This window comes from Gillisella vitis, assembly GCF_001541345.2.
In the GTDB taxonomy this organism is placed as follows: domain Bacteria; phylum Pseudomonadota; class Alphaproteobacteria; order Rhizobiales; family Rhizobiaceae; genus Allorhizobium; species Allorhizobium vitis.
In genome coordinates this window covers 368,970-387,678 of sequence record NZ_LMVL02000002.1, presented here as the reverse complement: position 1 = coordinate 387,678, position 18,709 = coordinate 368,970, and the positions used below count along the sequence as shown (strand labels likewise).

The 18,709-nt window shown below is 58.5% G+C and carries 16 protein-coding genes; all 16 read right to left on the bottom strand.

Annotation, left to right across the window (positions count from 1 at the left end):
- Positions 1 to 228: 228 nt before the first annotated feature.
- The 16 genes from ASB66_RS06685 to olsB all read right to left on the bottom strand — a co-directional run bounded on the left by ASB66_RS06685 (position 229) and on the right by olsB (position 18,599).
- Positions 229 to 1,266 (bottom strand): hemolysin family protein, encoded by a 1,038-nt coding sequence (locus tag ASB66_RS06685; protein WP_060719626.1) that lies wholly within the window; start codon positions 1,264 to 1,266, stop codon positions 229 to 231.
- Positions 1,267 to 1,278: 12 nt separating this feature from the next.
- The gene (gene ybeY, locus ASB66_RS06680) at positions 1,279 to 1,782 is read right to left on the bottom strand and encodes an rRNA maturation RNase YbeY (RefSeq protein ID WP_060719627.1); all 504 of its coding nucleotides are present in this window, start codon (positions 1,780 to 1,782) and stop codon (positions 1,279 to 1,281) included.
- Between the two features lie 36 nt (positions 1,783 to 1,818).
- Positions 1,819 to 2,892: a PhoH family protein gene (locus ASB66_RS06675; protein WP_060719628.1), complete on the bottom strand. Its 1,074-nt coding sequence runs from the start codon at positions 2,890 to 2,892 to the stop codon at positions 1,819 to 1,821.
- Positions 2,893 to 2,933: 41 nt separating this feature from the next.
- Positions 2,934 to 4,367: a tRNA (N6-isopentenyl adenosine(37)-C2)-methylthiotransferase MiaB gene (gene miaB / locus ASB66_RS06670; protein WP_060719629.1), complete on the bottom strand. Its 1,434-nt coding sequence runs from the start codon at positions 4,365 to 4,367 to the stop codon at positions 2,934 to 2,936.
- 104 nt (positions 4,368 to 4,471) lie between these two features.
- The gene (gene olsA, locus ASB66_RS06665) at positions 4,472 to 5,269 is read right to left on the bottom strand and encodes a lyso-ornithine lipid O-acyltransferase (protein WP_060719758.1); all 798 of its coding nucleotides are present in this window, start codon (positions 5,267 to 5,269) and stop codon (positions 4,472 to 4,474) included.
- A gap of 31 nt (positions 5,270 to 5,300) precedes the next feature.
- On the bottom strand, positions 5,301 to 5,729 hold the full coding sequence (locus tag ASB66_RS06660) for a Fur family transcriptional regulator (protein WP_060719630.1): 429 nt from the start codon (positions 5,727 to 5,729) through the stop codon (positions 5,301 to 5,303).
- A gap of 37 nt (positions 5,730 to 5,766) precedes the next feature.
- The gene (locus ASB66_RS06655; protein WP_060719631.1) at positions 5,767 to 6,264 is read right to left on the bottom strand and encodes a GNAT family N-acetyltransferase; all 498 of its coding nucleotides are present in this window, start codon (positions 6,262 to 6,264) and stop codon (positions 5,767 to 5,769) included.
- A 172-nt stretch (positions 6,265 to 6,436) separates the two neighbouring features.
- Positions 6,437 to 7,126, bottom strand: coding sequence for a tRNA (adenosine(37)-N6)-threonylcarbamoyltransferase complex dimerization subunit type 1 TsaB (gene tsaB, locus ASB66_RS06650; RefSeq protein WP_060719632.1), 690 nt, complete (start codon positions 7,124 to 7,126; stop codon positions 6,437 to 6,439).
- A 79-nt stretch (positions 7,127 to 7,205) separates the two neighbouring features.
- Positions 7,206 to 7,766, bottom strand: coding sequence for a NifU family protein (locus ASB66_RS06645; protein ID WP_012654829.1), 561 nt, complete (start codon positions 7,764 to 7,766; stop codon positions 7,206 to 7,208).
- 123 nt (positions 7,767 to 7,889) lie between these two features.
- A complete protein-coding gene (locus ASB66_RS06640; RefSeq protein WP_012654828.1) occupies positions 7,890 to 8,381 on the bottom strand; it encodes a universal stress protein in 492 nt (163 codons plus the stop codon).
- 89 nt (positions 8,382 to 8,470) lie between these two features.
- Positions 8,471 to 9,535: a tryptophan--tRNA ligase gene (trpS, locus tag ASB66_RS06635; RefSeq protein ID WP_060719633.1), complete on the bottom strand. Its 1,065-nt coding sequence runs from the start codon at positions 9,533 to 9,535 to the stop codon at positions 8,471 to 8,473.
- Between the two features lie 105 nt (positions 9,536 to 9,640).
- Entirely contained in the window at positions 9,641 to 10,045 is a 405-nt protein-coding gene (locus ASB66_RS06630; RefSeq protein WP_060719634.1) for a VOC family protein, read from the bottom strand.
- On the bottom strand, positions 10,032 to 11,630 hold the full coding sequence (murJ, locus tag ASB66_RS06625) for a murein biosynthesis integral membrane protein MurJ (RefSeq protein ID WP_114386328.1): 1,599 nt from the start codon (positions 11,628 to 11,630) through the stop codon (positions 10,032 to 10,034). Before murJ ends, ASB66_RS06630 begins: the two co-directional genes overlap by 14 nt.
- Before the next feature lies 1 nt (position 11,631).
- A complete protein-coding gene (locus ASB66_RS06620) occupies positions 11,632 to 14,457 on the bottom strand; it encodes a [protein-PII] uridylyltransferase (protein WP_060719636.1) in 2,826 nt (941 codons plus the stop codon).
- Positions 14,458 to 14,639: 182 nt separating this feature from the next.
- Positions 14,640 to 17,291 (bottom strand): DNA mismatch repair protein MutS, encoded by a 2,652-nt coding sequence (gene mutS, locus ASB66_RS06615; protein WP_234613440.1) that lies wholly within the window; start codon positions 17,289 to 17,291, stop codon positions 14,640 to 14,642.
- Positions 17,292 to 17,723: 432 nt separating this feature from the next.
- Complete coding sequence (olsB, locus tag ASB66_RS06610; RefSeq protein WP_060719637.1) at positions 17,724 to 18,599, bottom strand: l-ornithine N(alpha)-acyltransferase; 876 nt, start codon at positions 18,597 to 18,599, stop codon at positions 17,724 to 17,726.
- Positions 18,600 to 18,709 lie beyond the last annotated feature (110 nt).

Genomic DNA, 18,709 nt, shown 5'->3' with positions numbered 1-18,709 from the left:
AAGACCTTGCTCATGCATAATTTCAAAGACCTCAAATGCATCAAAGACTTGAGATATTTGAAAACGGAATACGGGCTGCCCTTTTCAAGGACAGTTCGTATAGCACTTCAAATTTACGACAAAGGGCAAGACGCTGCCACAACCCTGCCTGCAAGAATCGAAGAGGCGGCAGTTCTTTTTAAAGACTGCCGCCCCGTCTTAAATCAAAGGTGTTGGACTACAGGCCCGCTACTTACCCTGCCCTGATCCGACTGTCTGCAAATCGGCGCCTTCCTGCAGGCGCTTGGCAATAGGTGCCATGCGGGTAATGCGGACTTTTTTCACCCTTCGCGGATCGGCGTCGAGAATATGCAGCTCGAAGCCCGCCACCGCCTGCACCACTTCACCACGCTGCGGCACCCGGCCAATCGCGGTGGAGAGCAATCCGCCCAGCGTATCGACTTCATCGATTTCCGCACTGATATCGAAATCAGGGCCGATCACCTCTGCGATTTCCTCCAGTTCGATGCGGGCATCGGCCAGATAGACATCCTGGGAGACGCGGGTGACAAGAGCCTCTTCCTTGTCATGCTCGTCCTCGATATCGCCAACCACCATTTCGACGATGTCTTCATGCGAAACCAGGCCATCGGTGCCACCATATTCGTCAATCACAAGCGCCATCTGGGTGCGGGCAGCCTGCATACGGGCCAGAAGGTCGGAGGCCTGCATGGACGGTGGCACGAACAGGATGGAGCGGATGATGCCCGCCTCCTCCAGTGTCACACCAAGATCGACGCAGGCGAGGTCGAGGCCGTTGCCATTCAACGCCTTGAGGGTGATATAAGAAAGAAGATCGCGGATATGCACCATGCCGCGCGGATCGTCCAGCGTGTCGCAATAGACCGGCATGCGCGAATGGCCGGTTTCCTGGAACAGGGTCATCAATTCGCCGATGCTGGTCTCGACATCGACAGCATGGATATCGGAGCGCGGCACCATGACGTCTTCGACGCGAACCTCGCGAAAGCGCAGAATATTGTGCAGCATCGCCCGTTCTTCGGCGGAAAAGGCCTCTTCAGCGGCCCTGTCGGACATCAGCGCATCGGTGATATCCTCACGCAGGCTAGCGCCAGCAGGTCTCAATATCCGGGCGGCCCGCGCCCAGAAAGATGAATGCGGCTTGTGGGCCGCGGAACTTCGCTGTGGACTTGACCCCTCTTCAGAGGAGGAGCTGTCCTGCTCCTTCGTGGCCTCACTGGCCGATCGTGTCGAAAAATCGCTCATTTTACCGTTCTATCAAACCGGGACTTGACCCGCATAAGGATCAGATAAGCCAAGACCGGCCAAAATGCGAGTCTCCAGTCCCTCCATCTCCTCCGCCTCATCCTCGGTCATGTGATCATAACCGAAAAGGTGGAGGAATCCATGGACCATCAAATGCGTCAGATGGTCCGTAAATGTTTTTTCCAGCTCCGCCGCTTCCCGCTCCACCGTCTGGCGGGCAATGACGATATCGCCCAGCATCGGTCCCGGCTTATCGCCGGGCTCTATCGGATAGGCCGGAAAGGACAGGACATTGGTCGGCTTGTCCTGTCCTCGCCATTCGCTGTTGATCGCCTGGATCTCGGCGTCGCCGGTAAAGACCAGAGAGACCTCCGCAGGCATTGGCGCAAAAGGCTGGCCTTCAGCAGCAATGAAATCCGCCGCGTGATCCAAAATCCGTGTGCTCAACGCCTCGAGTTCCGCCTCATCCGGCCAGCCATCGGCTTCGATAGCAATCTGAACGTCAAGTTTCTTCATCAATGACACGCACTCAACCAAGGACACAGCAACAGGTTATTCCGGCTTCTCGCCTTCGGGAGGCTGCGTATAGTGAGGCTCAGGCTGCGCATATTGGGCATCATAGGCCCTGACGATCCGCCCGACAAGCGGGTGACGCACAACATCGACATCCTTGAAGCGCACAAAGGACACCCCTTCCACGCCTGCCAGAATATCCAAGGCCTCAACCAGGCCGGATTTGACGCCGCGCGGCAGGTCCACCTGGCTCGGGTCGCCGGTAATGATCATCCGCGAATTTTCGCCCAGACGCGTCAGAAACATCTTCATCTGCATGGATGTGGTGTTCTGCGCTTCGTCAAGGATGATGGCCGCATTGGCCAGTGTGCGTCCGCGCATGAAGGCCAGCGGAGCGATTTCGATCACGCCAGCCGTGATCGCGCGCTCCACCTTGTCGCCCAGCATCATGTCATAGAGCGCGTCGTAGAGCGGCCGCAGGTAAGGATCGACCTTTTCCTTCATATCGCCGGGCAGGAAGCCCAGCCGTTCGCCCGCCTCGACAGCCGGGCGCGACAGGATGATCTTGTCGACGGCGCCGCGTTCCAACAATTGCGCGGCCTGCGCCACGGCCAGATAGGTCTTGCCGGTGCCCGCCGGGCCAGTGCCGAACACCAGTTCGGACCGTTCCAGCGCCCGCATATAGGCGTCCTGGGTGGGCGTGCGGGCAACAATGGTCTTCTTGCGGGTGGAGATCTGCGCCATGCTGAGCTTGGCCTTGCGCTCCAGTGTCGGCAAGGTCAGCTGGTCATCAGCGGCCACCGCCATGCGGATCGCGCCTTCCACGTCGGAGGCCTCGACGCTGCCGCCGCTTTGCAGCCTGGCATAGAGGAAATCGAGCGCCCGGCGCGCCTGGTTGGTGGCCATGATATCGCCGGAGATGGAGACGGAATTGCCGCGCGCGCTGGCTTTGATATTCAGCCGCTGCTCCAGCAACTTCAGGTTTTGTTCGAACTGGCCGAAAAGCTCGCTGGCATGCCGGTTGTTCTCGAACGTCAAGATGAAGTGATTGGCGTCGGTCGCGGCGGTTTTGGTGTTGCGCGAGGGTGAGGTTACCACTTCTGGTGCGTTCAAGCGATCAGGCTCCCTATCGGAATTCAGTCCCTGCCCTCACTCTAACTCTCTGCCACCTCGGCAAACAAGCTGTTTGGGCCGATATCCGTGATTCGTACCTGAATAATGTCGCCTATTTGCGAAGGTTTTGCATCAACATTCACAGACTGCAACCAAGGAGACCGGCCGATAATCTGCCCCGGCATCCGGCCCGGCTTTTCCAAAAGCAGGTCCATGGTCTGGCCCACCAGCGAGCGGGCAAAGTCATGTTGTTGTTTTAACAACAATTCCTGCAACCGGGCCAGCCGTTCAGTCTTCACGTCCTCCGCCACATGATCGGGCATGTCGGCGCCGGGCGTGCCTGGACGCGGCGAATATTTGAACGAAAAGGCCTGTGCATAGCCGACTCGCTCGACCAGTTTGATGGTGTCTTCAAAATCCGCATCCGTTTCACCGGGAAAACCAACGATGAAATCGCCTGATATGGCAATGTCGGGACGCGCCTCGCGGATGCGATCAATGAGGGCAATATAATCGGCAGCCTTGTGCCGGCGGTTCATCGCTTTCAGGATCCGGTCGGAACCAGACTGTACCGGAAGATGCAGATAGGGCATCAACATGCGCAGATCGCGATGTGCCTCAATCAGCCGCTCGTCCATGTCACGCGGATGGCTGGTGGTATAGCGCAGCCGGGCAAGGCCCGGAATTTCGGCAAGTTTGTAAAGAAGATCGCCAAGGCCCATGTCGCGCCCGTCCGGTCCTTTGCCGTGCCAGGCATTGACATTCTGGCCCAGCAGCGTGATTTCGCGCACACCGCTTTCCACCAGCCTCTGGGCTTCACCCAGCAATTGGGCAAGCGGCCGGGAGACCTCGGACCCACGGGTATAGGGTACCACGCAGAAGGTGCAGAACTTGTCGCAGCCTTCCTGCACGGTCAGAAAAGCCGTGATCATCCGGCGCTTGCCAGCGATCTTGGTTGGATCGGGCAGGTGCTCGAACTTGTCTTCCACCGCATAATCGGTATCGACGACCCGCTCCCCGCTTCGCGCCCGTCTCAAGGCCTGCGGCAGCCGGTGATAGGTCTGCGGGCCGACAACGACATCGACGCCCGGCTCGCGGCGGACGATTTCCTCGCCCTCGGCCTGGGCGACGCAACCGGCCACGCCAATCATGAATTCCTCGCCTCTCGCAGCGCGCACCTTTTTCATTTCGCGCAGCCGGCCCAGCGCCGAATAGACCTTGTCGGCGGCCTTTTCGCGGATATGACAGGTATTGAGCAACACGAGGCTGGCTTCTTCCATATCCTCGGTCGATTGATAGCCTTCAGCCACCAGCGCATCGGCCATGCGGCTGCTGTCATAGACATTCATCTGACAGCCATAGGTCTTGATGAACACCTTCTTCTGCGGCGCAGGCTTTTGCTGGGCAGAGGTATTGTCAACCATGGCGGACACCGGCTCTACCGATGCTGAAAGGCTTGAAATTTCCTGGGTCATGGCGCGCTTTTATACCAATGATCGGCATTAGCAAAGAGTGCCGCATCATCCCAATGAAAAGCGGCGAAACGAAAAGTGGTAGACAGTTCGTTTTCTATCGTCTGCTATTCGATCGTCCGACCCAGCAGCTTTGACAGCAGCATGCGGCGGATCTCCGCTTCCACCGTGGCACTCACCCGCTTGCGGTTGCTGTCCTTGGTATAGGCAACCGGCGTACCGAAGCAGACATCGACATCCACCGCCGCCACCTTGAGCAGACCGGCCAGATGCGGTCCAAGCGTGACATCGCCCGGCCAACTGACCAATGGCCGATGGAAGCGGCCCATCGGCATGCCATGGATGCCGGTATAGGCGATGGCAACCGGCTGCACATAGACCACGCCCTCAGGAGCAAGCGGCACCGCCATGGAGGCAGCGCCAAACAACGAGGATTTGACTGGCAGCAGCCGATTACCGTCCGACGTCGTACCTTCGGGAAACAGCACAACGATTTCACCATCGGCCATCCGGGCCGCAATATCGTTGACCTGCTCACCGGACGAACGCTTTTCCTCGCGGCGAATGAAAATGCTTTTTTGCAGCTTGGCCAGCGTCCCGAAAATCGGCCATTCGGACACTTCCATCTTGGCGATGAACACCACATCGGCAATGGAACTCAGCACCAGAATATCGGTCCAGGAACAGTGATTGACGGCCAGCATCAACGGCCTTTGCCGTTCCGGCAGGCCATGCACCCGCACCCGGATACCGAGAACCAGACAGGCAAACCTGTGCCAGTAGCGCGGCAACAGTCGTCGTATTTTCAGATCGAACGCCAGGCCAAGCAATTGCAGCGGCAGCATAATCAGCGTGACGGCGACAAGTAGCGCCAGCATGAAGACAGTTCGGATGGTGATGATCATGGCTGCCACGAACAGCCAAAGCTTGCCCTGCTCACGGCTCTTCCTTCGCCAATGGCACGCCATAGAGTTCCAGCCGGTGATCCACCAGCCGGAAACCATGTTCTCGAGCGATTCGCTCCTGAAGCGCCTCGATCTCGGGTGAGCGGAACTCGATGACCACGCCCGTCTTCAAATCGATCAGATGATCGTGGTGTTCTTCCGGCACCGTTTCGTAACGGGAGCGCCCATCGCGAAAATCGTGACGGGCGATGATCCCGGCATCCTCAAACAGCTTGACGGTGCGATAGACGGTCGAGATCGAAATTTTAGCGTCTATCACTGAAGAGCGGCGGTACAGCTCCTCGACGTCAGGATGGTCATCGCAGCCTTCAAGGATGCGCGCGATGATCCGCCGCTGTTCGGTCATGCGCATACCACGCTCCGCGCAGAGCTCTTCCAGCGTTTTCGGCGTCTCCGTCATGATGGTCCGGTTGCTCGTGAATTTCGATAATCACGAGTTAGCGAAGATCGCGCCGCATGACAAGCGCCGCACTGCGGCGACCGTTGGCATCGGCATAATAAGCGGGCCTTTCGCCAGCTTTTTCAAAGCCGAGCTTGCGGTAGAGATTGATGGCGGGCTGATTGCCGTCATCCACTTCAAGGAACATGATTTCGCCGCCGCGCACTCTTGCTTCGCGCATCGCGCCCTGCATCAGCCGCCAGCCAAGGCCGTTTCGCGCGCCCTTCTCATGCACGGCAATCGTCAGGATTTCCGCCTCACCCGCCGCTTCGCGGGCCAGCACGAAACCGCTCAGTTGCGGCTTGAACATCAGCGTATTGGTCTGGCGAATCACGAAACCGAAAACATTGGGCTGCAACAGCAGGCTTTCGAATGCACCATCGTTCCATGGCTGCGAAAACCGCTGGCCATGCAATTCCGACACGTCATGGCAATCGTCCAGCTCCATGGCGACGATTTCAAACTCGGCTTTACGGGCAAAAATTGTTTCAAGCATAAGACCCTCCCCAGAGTCAGGATAAAATATGTTTATTCCGACATGCTCACGGCACAGATTACCCGATAATTCCTAAAATCACCTGGAATTTATGGTGAAAATACGCAGCAGATTTAACTTTATTGCGTTTATCGCCTATAAACCCACCAGCCCTTCCTGCTCTAAAACAGGATCATGCCCGCGCCACGGCAAAACCTGCCTGCGGCTTGACATCCGGCCCCCGCAAGTAGAGCGGCTTAGGCTTGCCCGAGGCCTGCGCCACCGCTCCAAGCTTGGCGAGATCCTCCATCGGAAAGTGATCTACCTCCACTGTGGCGGCCTCTTCACTCTCCCCTGCCACGTCTTTCTCCAGCAGCTGGCATGCCGAACCGGTGACGCGTCCTGCGCCATGCCTGGCAATCTCAGCCGCCATCGTCCGAAATTCGTCCACCGACAGCAATCGAGCGTCATCCAGCGCTACAGCATCAGGACTGAAACCCTGGACATAGACCTCATCACGCTTGGCATCCATCGCAGCAAGCACCGCAACCGCGCCACCACGCCTGCGTTCTGCCGCCGCCAGAACGGCAAGTGTTGAAATGCCGACAATATCGACACCCAGCGCCAGAGCTAGCCCCCGCGCCGCCGACAGGCCGACGCGTATTCCGGTAAAGGAACCGGGACCAATGGTGACCGCGACCCGCTCAACGCTGGGAAGCGCGATTGAGGCCTCGTCCAGAACCGCGTCGATCATGCCCATCAGCTTTTCGGCATGGCCACGGCCGATCGTCTCGCTTCTGGCTGCCAGCATCCGGTCGAGATCGCTGTCATACAGGCCAACGGCGCAATCAACGCCGGCGGTGTCGATTGCCAAAAGGATCATGCCTGCTCGCTTTTCATTGCGTGACGTTTCACATCTCTCGAAAGCGCGGCAACCTAAGGGACGCCGCGCCCAAACCGCATCAAACGGCTTCGACTTCCTGCACTTCGGGAATGAAATGGCGCAGCAGATTTTGCACGCCATGCTTCAGCGTCGCGGTGGAGGATGGGCAACCCGCACAGGAACCCTTCATGTTGAGAAATACCTTGCCATCGCGAAAACCACGGAAAGTGATATCGCCGCCATCCTGGGCGACCGCCGGACGCACCCGGGTTTCCAGCAGCTCCTTGATGGTGGCGACGATGGTCTCATCACCCTCGTTGAAGAACTCTTCGTCCGACGCCTCATCTCCAGCGACAGCGCTGCCCATGATCGGCGCACCGCTCATGAAATGCTCCATGATCGAACCGAGGATGGCCGGCTTCAGATGCGGCCATTCGGCGGTATCCTTGGTCACGGTCACAAAGTCATAGCCAAAGAACACGGAGGTGACGCCGGGTATGGCAAACAGCTTTTCAGCCAGTGGCGAGGCCATGGCCGCTTCCCGGTCGCGGAATTCAGCCGTGCCATTGTCCATCACCACCTTGCCCGGCAGGAATTTCAAAGTCGCCGGATTGGGGGTGGATTCCGTCTGAATGAACATCACAAACTCCTTGCGAACCGGTCAAGCCGGGTCCGATTTAGAATGCTTCAAAAATAAACCTTCGCAGGTCCTGCTTCAAGCACTGGCTGCAAATAAAGACAGATCGCCTGGTAACGTTTTCAATCAGCAAAGCGCATCGATTTCTTCATTGCTCAGCGTATCCGGCAGCACGGTCACCGGAATGGGAAAAGCCTGTGCCCGCCCGGCGATCATCGAGACCAGAGGGCCAGGCCCGTCCTTGGCCGAGCCTGCGGCCAGAACGAGGATGGCGATATCGCGATCTTCCTCAATCACCGCCTGGATCTGCTCGGCGGCACTGCCCTCGCGGATGACGATTTCCGGCTCAAGCCCAATGGTTTCACGCACCGTCTGGGCGGATTTTGCCATGACCGCATCGGCGGCTTCCCGGGCCTCGGCCCGCATGATTTCCTCGACACCCAGCCATTGCTGGAAATCGCCCTCGGGAATCACATAGAGCAGAACCAGTCCGCCGTTGGAATTCTTGGCGCGCCTCCCGGCATAATGGACGGCGCGGGAGCATTCCGGCGTATCGTCGATGACCGTCAGAAATTTCCGTCGGTGCCCGTCAAGACGCGATAGACGTTTCGATACCATGGCCTGCCCTGTTCGTCGGGCCGGATCGACCGGCCCCGATAACCGTTACCTGATGACGCGTGACACCTGCCACGCATCATCATCAAAGCTTAGCGCACGAAACCAATAATGTCGCGGATTTCCGTCATGGTTTTTTCAGCCCGCACCCGCGCCCGCTCGCCACCGTCCCGCAACACAGCATCGATATGGGCGGGATCTCCCGTCAACCGGCGCATTTCACCGGTAATCGGGGACAGAACCTCGACAGCGAGTTCGATAAGAGCAGGCTTGAACACCGAGAACTGCTGCCCGCCGAATTCCGCCAGCACCTCGGCTTTGGTCTTGTCGGCAAGGGCTGCATAAATGCCCACCAGATTATCGGCCTCCGGCCGTCCGGCCAGTCCATCCGTTTCGCTTGGCAGGGCGTCCGGATCGGTCTTGGCCTTGCGGATCTTCTTGGCAATCGCCTCGGCATCGTCCATCAGGTTGATGCGCGACAGATCCGACGGATCGGACTTCGACATTTTCTTGGTGCCATCCTTCAGGCTCATCACCCTGGGGGCCGGACCGTCGATCAGCGGTTCGACCATCGGGAAATAGGCATGCACCGGCTCGTTGCCGACGGTGATATCGATGCCGAGTCCGGTCGGGCGGATCTGCTGTGCAAAATCCAGATTGAACTTCATGGCGATATCGCGGGTCAGTTCCAGATGCTGCTTCTGGTCATCGCCCACAGGCACATGGGTGGCGCGGTAGACCAGAATGTCGGCAGCCATCAGGCTCGGATAGGCAAACAGGCCAAGCGAGGCCTGCTCGCGGTCCTTGCCGGCCTTGTCCTTGAACTGGGTCATCCGGTTCATCCAGCCGATGCGGGCGACACAGTTGAAGATCCAGGCCAGTTCGGCATGTTGCGGCACCTGGCTCTGGTTGAAAACGATATGCTTGACGGGGTCGATACCCGCCGCGAGAAAAGCCGCCGTGATCGAGCGGATCTGGCCGCGCATATCTTCGTGCACCAGTTGCGCCGTCAGCGCATGCAGATCGACGACGCAATACATGCAGTCGTTATTCTCCTGGAGCGCGACGAATTTGCGGATCGCGCCGAGGTAATTGCCAAGATGGAGATTGCCCGTGGGCTGAACGCCGGAAAAAACCAGCGGCTGAAATTCGCTCATGATTGACCTCAGCAGGCTTGTGGAGGGCCTGATACCTCGTGTGGATTTACAGCGCTTATGCACAGGCAGACGTTTTCGATCAAGCACGGAAAGACGGAGGAGCGATTATAATTTTGGCTCGATCAGATCCCAGAGATTGCCGTAGAGATCTTCGAACACGGCGACCGTGCCGTAGGGCTCGTAACGAGGCTCTTCCTGAAAGGCGATGCCATCAGCGATAAACGCCGCATGATCGCGGGCAAAGTCATCCGTTTCCAGAAAGAAGGCAACCCGACCGCCCGCCTGATTGCCGATTGTCGCCACCTGTTGTTCTCCATCTGCCTGCGCCAGAAGCAGCCCGGCACCGTCTTCAGCGGGAGAGACCACCACCCAGCGCTTGCCATCGCCCAGGTCGATATCTGCTTTGCAGGCAAAGCCCAGCTTGCCGCAATAAAAGGCCAGCGCCCGGTCATAATCGTCCACAACAAGCGTTACGGTGGCAATGCGTTTTACCGGCCTATTTTGCGTCATCGGCGGCCTCGCTTGTCGTCGCGCGCGCCTTGCGCTTCAGATTGCGTCTCAGCATGCCGATATCCGCACCGCCGATCAGGAAGGCCAGCGAGAAATAGATCAGCATCGCCAGACCGATCTGGATGAACAGCACCAGCACCTTGTGCAGGAAGGGCGAACCGGTACCGATATAAGGCGCGAAAAAGCCTGAAAACGCCATCAGCGCCGCGCCCATGGCCAGCGCCGCCAGCAAAAGCCGCAGCGCCCGTGACACCAGCGCCCATTCCACCTGCAAATGTCCGCGCCGTACCAGCATGGTGAACAGCAGAACCGTGTTGATCGCGCCCGCCGTCGCTTCTGCAATGGCGATGCCCCGCTCCTGCAACAGCGGAAACAGCGAAATGGCCAGCGCCGAATTGACCACCACCGAAATGCCGGTGAACCGCATCGGGGTTTTGGTATCCTCGCGGGCGTAAAAACCTGGCTGCAGGGCCTTAATCATCACGAAACCGGGCAGGCCCAAGCCGTAATAGGCAAGGATTGCCCCGACAATGGCGGTATTATGCGCGGTAAACGCGCCGCGCTCGTAAAGCACCCGGATGATATCATCAGACAGGACCCAAAGCCCGACCGCCGCAGGCAGAGTCAGGAACAACACGAATTCGATCGACCTGTTCTGGATGGTCGAGGCTTCGCGCTGATGATCGGATTTCAGCGCCCGCGCCAGCTCTGGCAAGAGCACGACGCCCACAGCAACGCCCACCACGCCCAAGGGCAATTGATAGATACGGTCGGCATATTGCAGGGCGGCAATCGCGCCATCCTTGGAGGAGGCAATCGCCTGTCCGATCAGCTGGTTGATCTGGGTAATGCCGCCGGTCACCGCCGCAGGGACGGCGAGCACCAGCAGCCGTTTCACATTGGGGGTGATCTTCGGCCATTTGAAGCCGAGCCTGATCCCCGCATGGCGCACGCCGATATAGACCACCAGCAACTGCAAAATCCCCGCCACCAGCACCGACCAGGAGAGATACCAGGCCGTCACGACCGGCTCGACACCATAATAAAGCGCATAAAACAGTGCGCTGATCATCACCAGATTGAGAAAGATCGGCGCGACGGCGGCGGCGAAAAAGTGATGCAGCGAATTGAGCATGCCGCTCAGCATCGCCGTCAGCGACATGCACATTAGATAGGGAAACATCACCACGGCGAGACGCACCGTCAGCGAAAACTTCTCGGCGTCATCGGCAAAACCCGGTGCGATGACAAACCGCACCAGGAGCGGCATGGAAAGCTCCATGGCGATGGTGATCAGCAGCAGGACGGTAAAGAGAACGCCGAAGACTTCCTCGGAAAAACGCTTGGCGCCGTCCAGTCCGTTTGCCTCGATCTCCTTGGAAAACAGTGGCACGAAAGCAGCGTTGAAAGCGCCTTCAGCAAACAACCGGCGAAACAGGTTGGGAAAACGGAAAGCCGCATAAAACACATCGGCCATCGGCCCGGTGCCCAGCGCCGCCGCCATCAGGGTTTCGCGGGCAAAACCGAACAATCGGCTGCCAAGCGTGGCACCGCCGACGGTCATGAATTTCTTGACGAGGGACATATCAGACGCGGGCTTTCTTTTCAGCAGCCGGGGATTTCGTCGCGGCGGGCGCGATAATGCCTGATGGCATCTGTTCGCGCAATTCGTCGGGTTGCTCGCTCATCACCGCTTTCAGCCGGACCGAAATCGACCCCTGCCGGTTTTCATTGGTGATCTTCTGGCCAACCAGATCGATGACGTAAAACGTATCGATGACCTTTTCGCCAAAGGTGGTGATACGGGCCGAGTGAATATCGAGCGACAGATCAGCCAGGACCGCCGTGACCTCGGCCAGCAGACCGATGCGGTCGAGGCATTCGATCTCGATCACCGTAAACTTATTGGAAAGGCTGTTGGAAATCGTCACATGCGGTTTGACGGTGAAGGTCTTGTTGCGTTTGCGGCCCTTGGTGCGGGTGGCAATCACTTCCGGCAGGCGTTTCTTGCCCGCCAGCACGTCTTCGATCATCTTGCTGATCGTATTGCCCCGGCGCATCTCATCCTCATCGATGGGAAACTCCCTGTTGATGAGAATGGTATCGAGCGCCCGGCCATCCGAGGTGGTGAAAATCTGCGCATCGGCAATATTGGCGCCCGCCGCCGCACAGGCACCGGCGATGATCGACAACAGGCGCGGATGGTCAGGGGCAAGCACCGTAATCTCGGTGATTGCGTGGAAGGAATGGGTGCGGACCATGGTTGCCAACGCCTGATCGGCCTTGTCGGCCTGGCGGATGAAATGGGCATGACGCACCTGATCTTCCAACGGCACCGTCAGCAGATAGGGCTGGTAATGCAGCTTGGTATAGGTTTTCTGGTCCTTCTGGCTCCAGTCCGACAGGGCCTCTGCCAATTGCTCGGCAGCCTGTTTGGCGCGTTCCTTGCGGGGGCTTTCGGAAAACCCGCCTGATAGCAGCAATTCGGTTTCATAGTAGAGCGTGCGCAGCAATTGGCCTTTCCAGCCGTTCCACACACCAGGACCGACAGCGCGGATATCGCAGACTGTCAGAACCAGCAGCATGCGCAGCCTGTCAAGCGACTGCACCTTCTCGGCGAAATCGGTAATGGTCTTGCGGTCGTGCAGATCGCGGGTCTGGGCGACCATCGACATCAGCAGATGCTGATCGATCAGCCAGACGACCAGATTGGTCTGCTTCTCATTCAGGCCAAGACGCGGGCAGAGACGCCGGGCAACCTTGGCACCGGCAATCGAATGATCCTCCTGACGACCCTTGGCGATATCATGCAGCAGCACCGCGACGAACAGCACAGTGCGCTCTTCTATATTCGGCATCAGCTTGACGGCCAACGGATGGATATCGGCATGCTGCCCCTGATCGACCTCGGCCAGAATGCCGACTGAGCGGATCAAATGCTCGTCCACGGTATAATGATGATACATGTTGAACTGCATCATCGAAACGATCCGCCCGAAATCCGGGATAAACTTGCCCAGCACGCCCGCTTCGTTCATCCGAGTCAGCATCAGAGCCGGGTCACGTTTGGAGGTCAGGATGGAGAGGAACAGCCGGTTGGCCTCCTCGTTCTCGCGGAAATCATGATCGATCAGCGGCAGGCAGCGGGTAATCGCCTTGAGCGCATCGGGATGGAATTCCAGCCCATGCAGGTCGGCCACATGAAAAAAGCGCATGATATTGATCGGATCACGCTTGAAAATATCCGGACCGGACAGAGCGATCCGGCCCCTGTCCTCGATGAACTCAGGCGTGCCGGGAATGCGCCGGGGCCGATGGGCAAAACGCCCAATGGCCGCGGTCAGTCCTGGAGCGGCCTTCGCCTGCTTGTCCTCCAGGCTGGCACAGACGATCCGGGTCAGGTCGCCGACATTCTTGGCGACATGGAAATAATGCTTCATGAAACGTTCGACCTCCGAGAGGCCGGGACGGGCATTATAGCCGAGATTGCGGGCGATTTCCGGCTGGAGATCGAAGGAGAGACGCTCCTCCGGCTTGCCGGTGGCGAAATGCATATGGCAGCGCACCGCCCAGAGAAAATCGTCGGATTTCTGAAACATCCGCCATTCCTGGCGCGACAGAACACCCAGCTTGACCAGGTCGGCCGGATCGGAAATCCGGTAATAATATTTGGCGATCCAGAACAGCGTGTGCAGGTCTCGCAAGCCGCCCTTGCCTTCCTTCACATTCGGCTCGACCAGATAACGGGTATCGCCCGCCTTGCGGTGCCGTTCATCACGTTCGGCCAGTTTGGCGGCAATGAATTCAGGCGCGGTCTTTTCAACCACCTCCGCATCGAACCGTTTCTGCAATTCGCCAACCAGCAGCGCTTCGCCGCAGATGAACCGGGTTTCGAGAATGGCGGTCCTGATGGTCATATCGGTGCGTGACAGCCGGATGCATTCCTCAACGAGGCGGGTGGCATGACCGACCTTGAAACCCAGATCCCACAGAATATAGAGCAGGAATTCCACCGCCTTGCGGGCATCCGCCCCAGCCTTGACCGATAGCAGGAACAAGAGATCGATGTCGGACCCGGGAGCCAGAGTGCTGCGTCCATAACCGCCGACAGCAGCCACGGCAAATTCATGCTGGGTGGTGGGATAAACCGCCTGGGTGACCATGCGATGCACCAGCGCGATCAGATTATCCTGGAGATTGGAAATCATCCCGGCGCATTCCAAGCCGCTGCCATTGGCGGTCAGATGGCGCAGGGCCGCCTCCCGGCCATCAATGCTTGCTTTTTTCAGCAAGGGGAGAATGGCGGCCCGCGTTTCCGGCACCTTGCCATTCTGGAGCACGATGGACATGCATTCCGCCTCCAATGCCTTGAAATCGGGGGGCGTTGCGTCTGATGGATCGTGCTTTGCCATAATCGTCCGGTTATCTGTTCCCTGCCGCTTGGAATGAGGCGGCTTTTGTCTGTAACGGGTTTAGCGTTTTTAAGGCGCTGCGGGCAACAGGATAGCCGATAATTCCTAAAATCCGTTGACTGCACCAGAACAGGGAACCCAAACCCCAAAAGCAATGCGCGCCTGGATCGGGATTTGGCCGATCAGGATTTCGCCAGGGTGGTTTTCAGACCGTAAAGCGCATCCAGTGCTTGCCTTGGCGTCAAATCATCCAGATTGAGGCCTCGCAATGCCTCTTCCACCGCCGACACCTGCGCCCCTGCACCCGTTTTGCTCTCCCGCCTCTGACTGACCTGGAACAGCGGCAGGTCGTCTATCAACTGGCTGGCCGGATTTTTACGGTCTGCATCTTCAAGCTGCGACAGCACAGCGCGGGCGCGCTCCACCACCATGCTCGGCAGCCCGGCCAATCGCGCCACCTGAATGCCGTAGGAGCGGTCGGCGGCGCCAGCCCCAACCTCATGTAGGAAAATCACCTCGCCATGCCATTCCTTGACCTTCATGGTGACGTTCGACAACCGGACAAGCTTTTCAGACAGCGCTGTCAGCTCATGAAAATGCGTGGCAAACAGCGAACGGCAGCGATTGACCTCATGCAGATGCTCGACAGTCGCCCAGGCAATCGACAGGCCGTCGAATGTTGCCGTACCACGGCCGATCTCATCGAGAATGACCAGAGACCGTTCCCCCGCCTGATTGAGAATGGCCGCCGTTTCCACCATCTCGACCATGAATGTCGAGCGGCCCCGCGCCAGATCGTCGGAGGCGCCAACCCGGGAAAACAGCCGGTCAACAATGCCGATATGCGCGGAACCAGCAGGCACGAATGACCCCATCTGGGCGAGAATGGCGATCAGCGCATTCTGGCGCAAAAAGGTGGATTTACCGCCCATGTTCGGACCGGTCAGCATCCAGATTGCACCGTGCTTCTGGTCGCCTACTGGTGAAAGATCGCAATTATTGGCGATGAAAGGGCTGGCCGCCTGTTTGCGCAAGGCCTGCTCGACCACCGGATGGCGCCCGGCGACAATGGAAAACATTCTGCTGTCATCGACCAGGGGTCTGCAATAGCCCTGTTCCTCAGCCAGGACGGCAAGACCGGCGGCCACATCGATCACCGCCAGCGCCCGCGCCGCTTTCTTGATGGCCTCGGCCTCGGTCACCACGGCCTGACGCATTCGCTCAAACGCCGCAAGCTCGATGTCCAGCGCCTGTCCCGCCGCATTGGCGATCCGGCTTTCGAGATCGGCCAGTTCGGTCGTGGTAAAGCGCATGGCATTCGCCATCGACTGACGATGGATAAAGCGGGCCTTGGCCTCACCCTCGATCAGCGGTCCGGCATTGCCTGCGGTCACTTCGATGAAATAGCCCAGCACATTGTTATGCTTGATCTTCAAAGACTTGACGCCGGTTTCCTCGGCATATTGCAATTGCAGCCCGGCAATCACCCGGCGCGACTGGTCACGCAGCGCCCGTACCTCGTCCAGCCCCTCATCGGCGCCTTCTCTCAAAAATCCGCCATCGCGTTTCAACAGCGGCAGATCTTCCGCCAGTTGCGAGGCCAGCAGATTTTCCAGCGATGGCGACAGCATTTCGAGATCGGTGAGCGCCGAGGCAAGCTCATCCGGCAGGACAGCCCCCCGCAGCAACCCAGCCACATCGCCTGATGTGGACAACCCATACCGGATCGCCGCCAGATCTCTTGGCCCGCCCCGGTCCAGCGCCAACCGCGACAGGGCACGCGGCATATCCGGGGCGCGTTTCAAAAGGTCGCGCAGCCGTTCACACAGAAAACCGTCCGTCAACAAATAGGCAACCGCATCCTGCCGCTGCGCAATCGCCACAACCTCCGTCAAGGGCGACATCAGCCGCTCGGCCATCAGCCGCGCGCCGCCGCCAGTTACGGTTCGGTCAATGGTGTTGAGCAGGGAACCCTGTTTCTGGCCGGAAAGGGTCTTCACCAATTCCAGATTGGCGCGGGTGGCCGCGTCAATAAACAGCGTCGAGGACGAGGATTGCCGCTCAGGCAACCCAAGCGGCGGACGCTCGGACATCTGGGTTTTTTCCACATAGGCAATCGCCGCTGAAGCAGCAGCCATTTCCGGCCGTGAAAACCCACCGAAACCATCGAGCGTCTTGACGTTGAAATAGCGCGTGATGCGCCCCTCCGCCGAAGCGCTATCGAACAGCACCGATGGCTGCGGCACGACCACGCGGCCCAGCACATCGAAGGCCGGCTTCAACTCCGGGTCCTGCATCAGCGTTTCGGCGACGATCACTTCACGCGGATCGATGCGGAAAATATCGGCCAGCAGCCGTGTGGGATTGGTTTCGGCCAGACGGAAGACGCCAGTGGAAATATCGATCCAGGCCAGCGCCAGTTCATCGCCGCTGCCGCGCACCCGTGCCAGCGCCATCAGATAATTGGTCTCCGACGGTGACAGCAGCTTTTCCTCCGTCAGCGTGCCGGGCGTGACCAGACGCACCACGTCACGCTTGACCACGGATTTGGAGCCGCGCTTCTTTGCCTCAGCCGGGTCTTCCACCTGTTCGCAAACGGCGACACGGAAACCCAGCGTGATCAGCTTTTGCAGATAATCGTCAGAGGCATGTACAGGGACACCGCACATCGGAATGTCTTGGCCCAGATGCTGACCGCGCTTGGTCAGGGTGATGCCGAGCGCCCGCGAGGCCTCTACGGCATCCTCGAAAAACAACTCATAGAAATCACCCATCCGGTAAAAAAGCAGCGAACCGGGATTATTCGCCTTGATTTCAATATACTGTTCCATCATCGGGGTCGCCGTTGCGCGGCTTTCTTGCGACGTCAGGGCGGCGGTGTTGAGCACATCCGGTTCGGCAGCTTTGTCGATGATCACAGGTTCACGCTTTGCAAAATTGAGGGTATCGGGACACGACCGCATCCAGAAGACATCTAACGATGTTCAGGCGACAATGACAACCAATGCAGCGACAAGCCACCCGCCTGCCCACAAAAAGCTGCGATCACACAAAGATCAACCGCACTCGCCTTCGAGAAAAGGGATTACCTTTGTGAGGGGCGTATTCCCGTAGACCTTACCATTCAGCCACCGCCCGAAGGACGACACCAACCGCCCCTGCTGTCATTGGATCGAGCGCGAACGCCCTACGCTTATCTTAAAGCGGGCTTGTTTTTGGACAGTGATCTTTTCGAGAAAACCGGGCCTCAGTTTTCCTGATATAGCCTAGCTCGCAAACCGCCCGGCATCGGCACCGTAATAATTCACGTAGCGATCGGAAATGCTGGTAATTGGCAAGACGATCAGCACATCGGTGGTGTTGAAGGCATGGTCGACCACGGCACCGGTGCCGATCATCGCGCCGAGACGCAGATAACCTTTGACCAAAGGCGGCATGGCGGACAGCGCCTTGCGGGCATTGACGATTTCGGATGGCATCAGATCCATGGGGCAGAACAGTTCCGGACGGGCGCGAACCGCCCATTCGCCGCGGGCTTCGGCATTCTGCGCCAGAAAGGACAAAGCAAGCGCGTGCTGTTCCGGCTGCACGCCCGGGAAAGAGGCGCAGCCGATCATGGCGCTCATATTGTGGCGCAGCGCATAGGCCCAGTTTCCTTGCCAGAGCAATTCTACCGTCCGCTTGGTGCGATAATTCGGCAGGACACAGGAACGGCCAAGCTCCATGAAGCGCTTATCGGGATGTCGGGCGATGAGATCGTCCAGAGCAAATTCAGAGGCAGAATAAAAACCGAAATTGGCCAGCGCCACTTCATGGCGCAGCAGCCGATAGGTGCCGACGATCTGATCTTCCGGATCACCCTCAATAGCGTGGTCCAGCACCAGAAGATGATCGCAGATTTCATCGAACGCATCGACGTCGCGCTTCTGTCGCATGGCATCCGGCGGCAACATGGCATTCATCTCTTCAACGAACACCCGGTAGCGCACCGCCTGGGCCGCATCGATCTCACGTGCATTGCGGGCGAGCCTGGTTTCCAGCGTACCGATCCGGCCAAGGACATCGCCAGCAGGGCCGGACACCGCACCGGAGGAACGCTCCGTTTCAGGTGTGACTGCACGATCAAGGAGTTCGACTGTCATGGCGGTTCATCCGGCTTTGTTCAAACAAGACCTGTTAAACACGGATATGCGACAAGATGTTGACACAGGCTACGCTGATTGCGATTTTTTACGGCGGTTTTCCCCGTAAA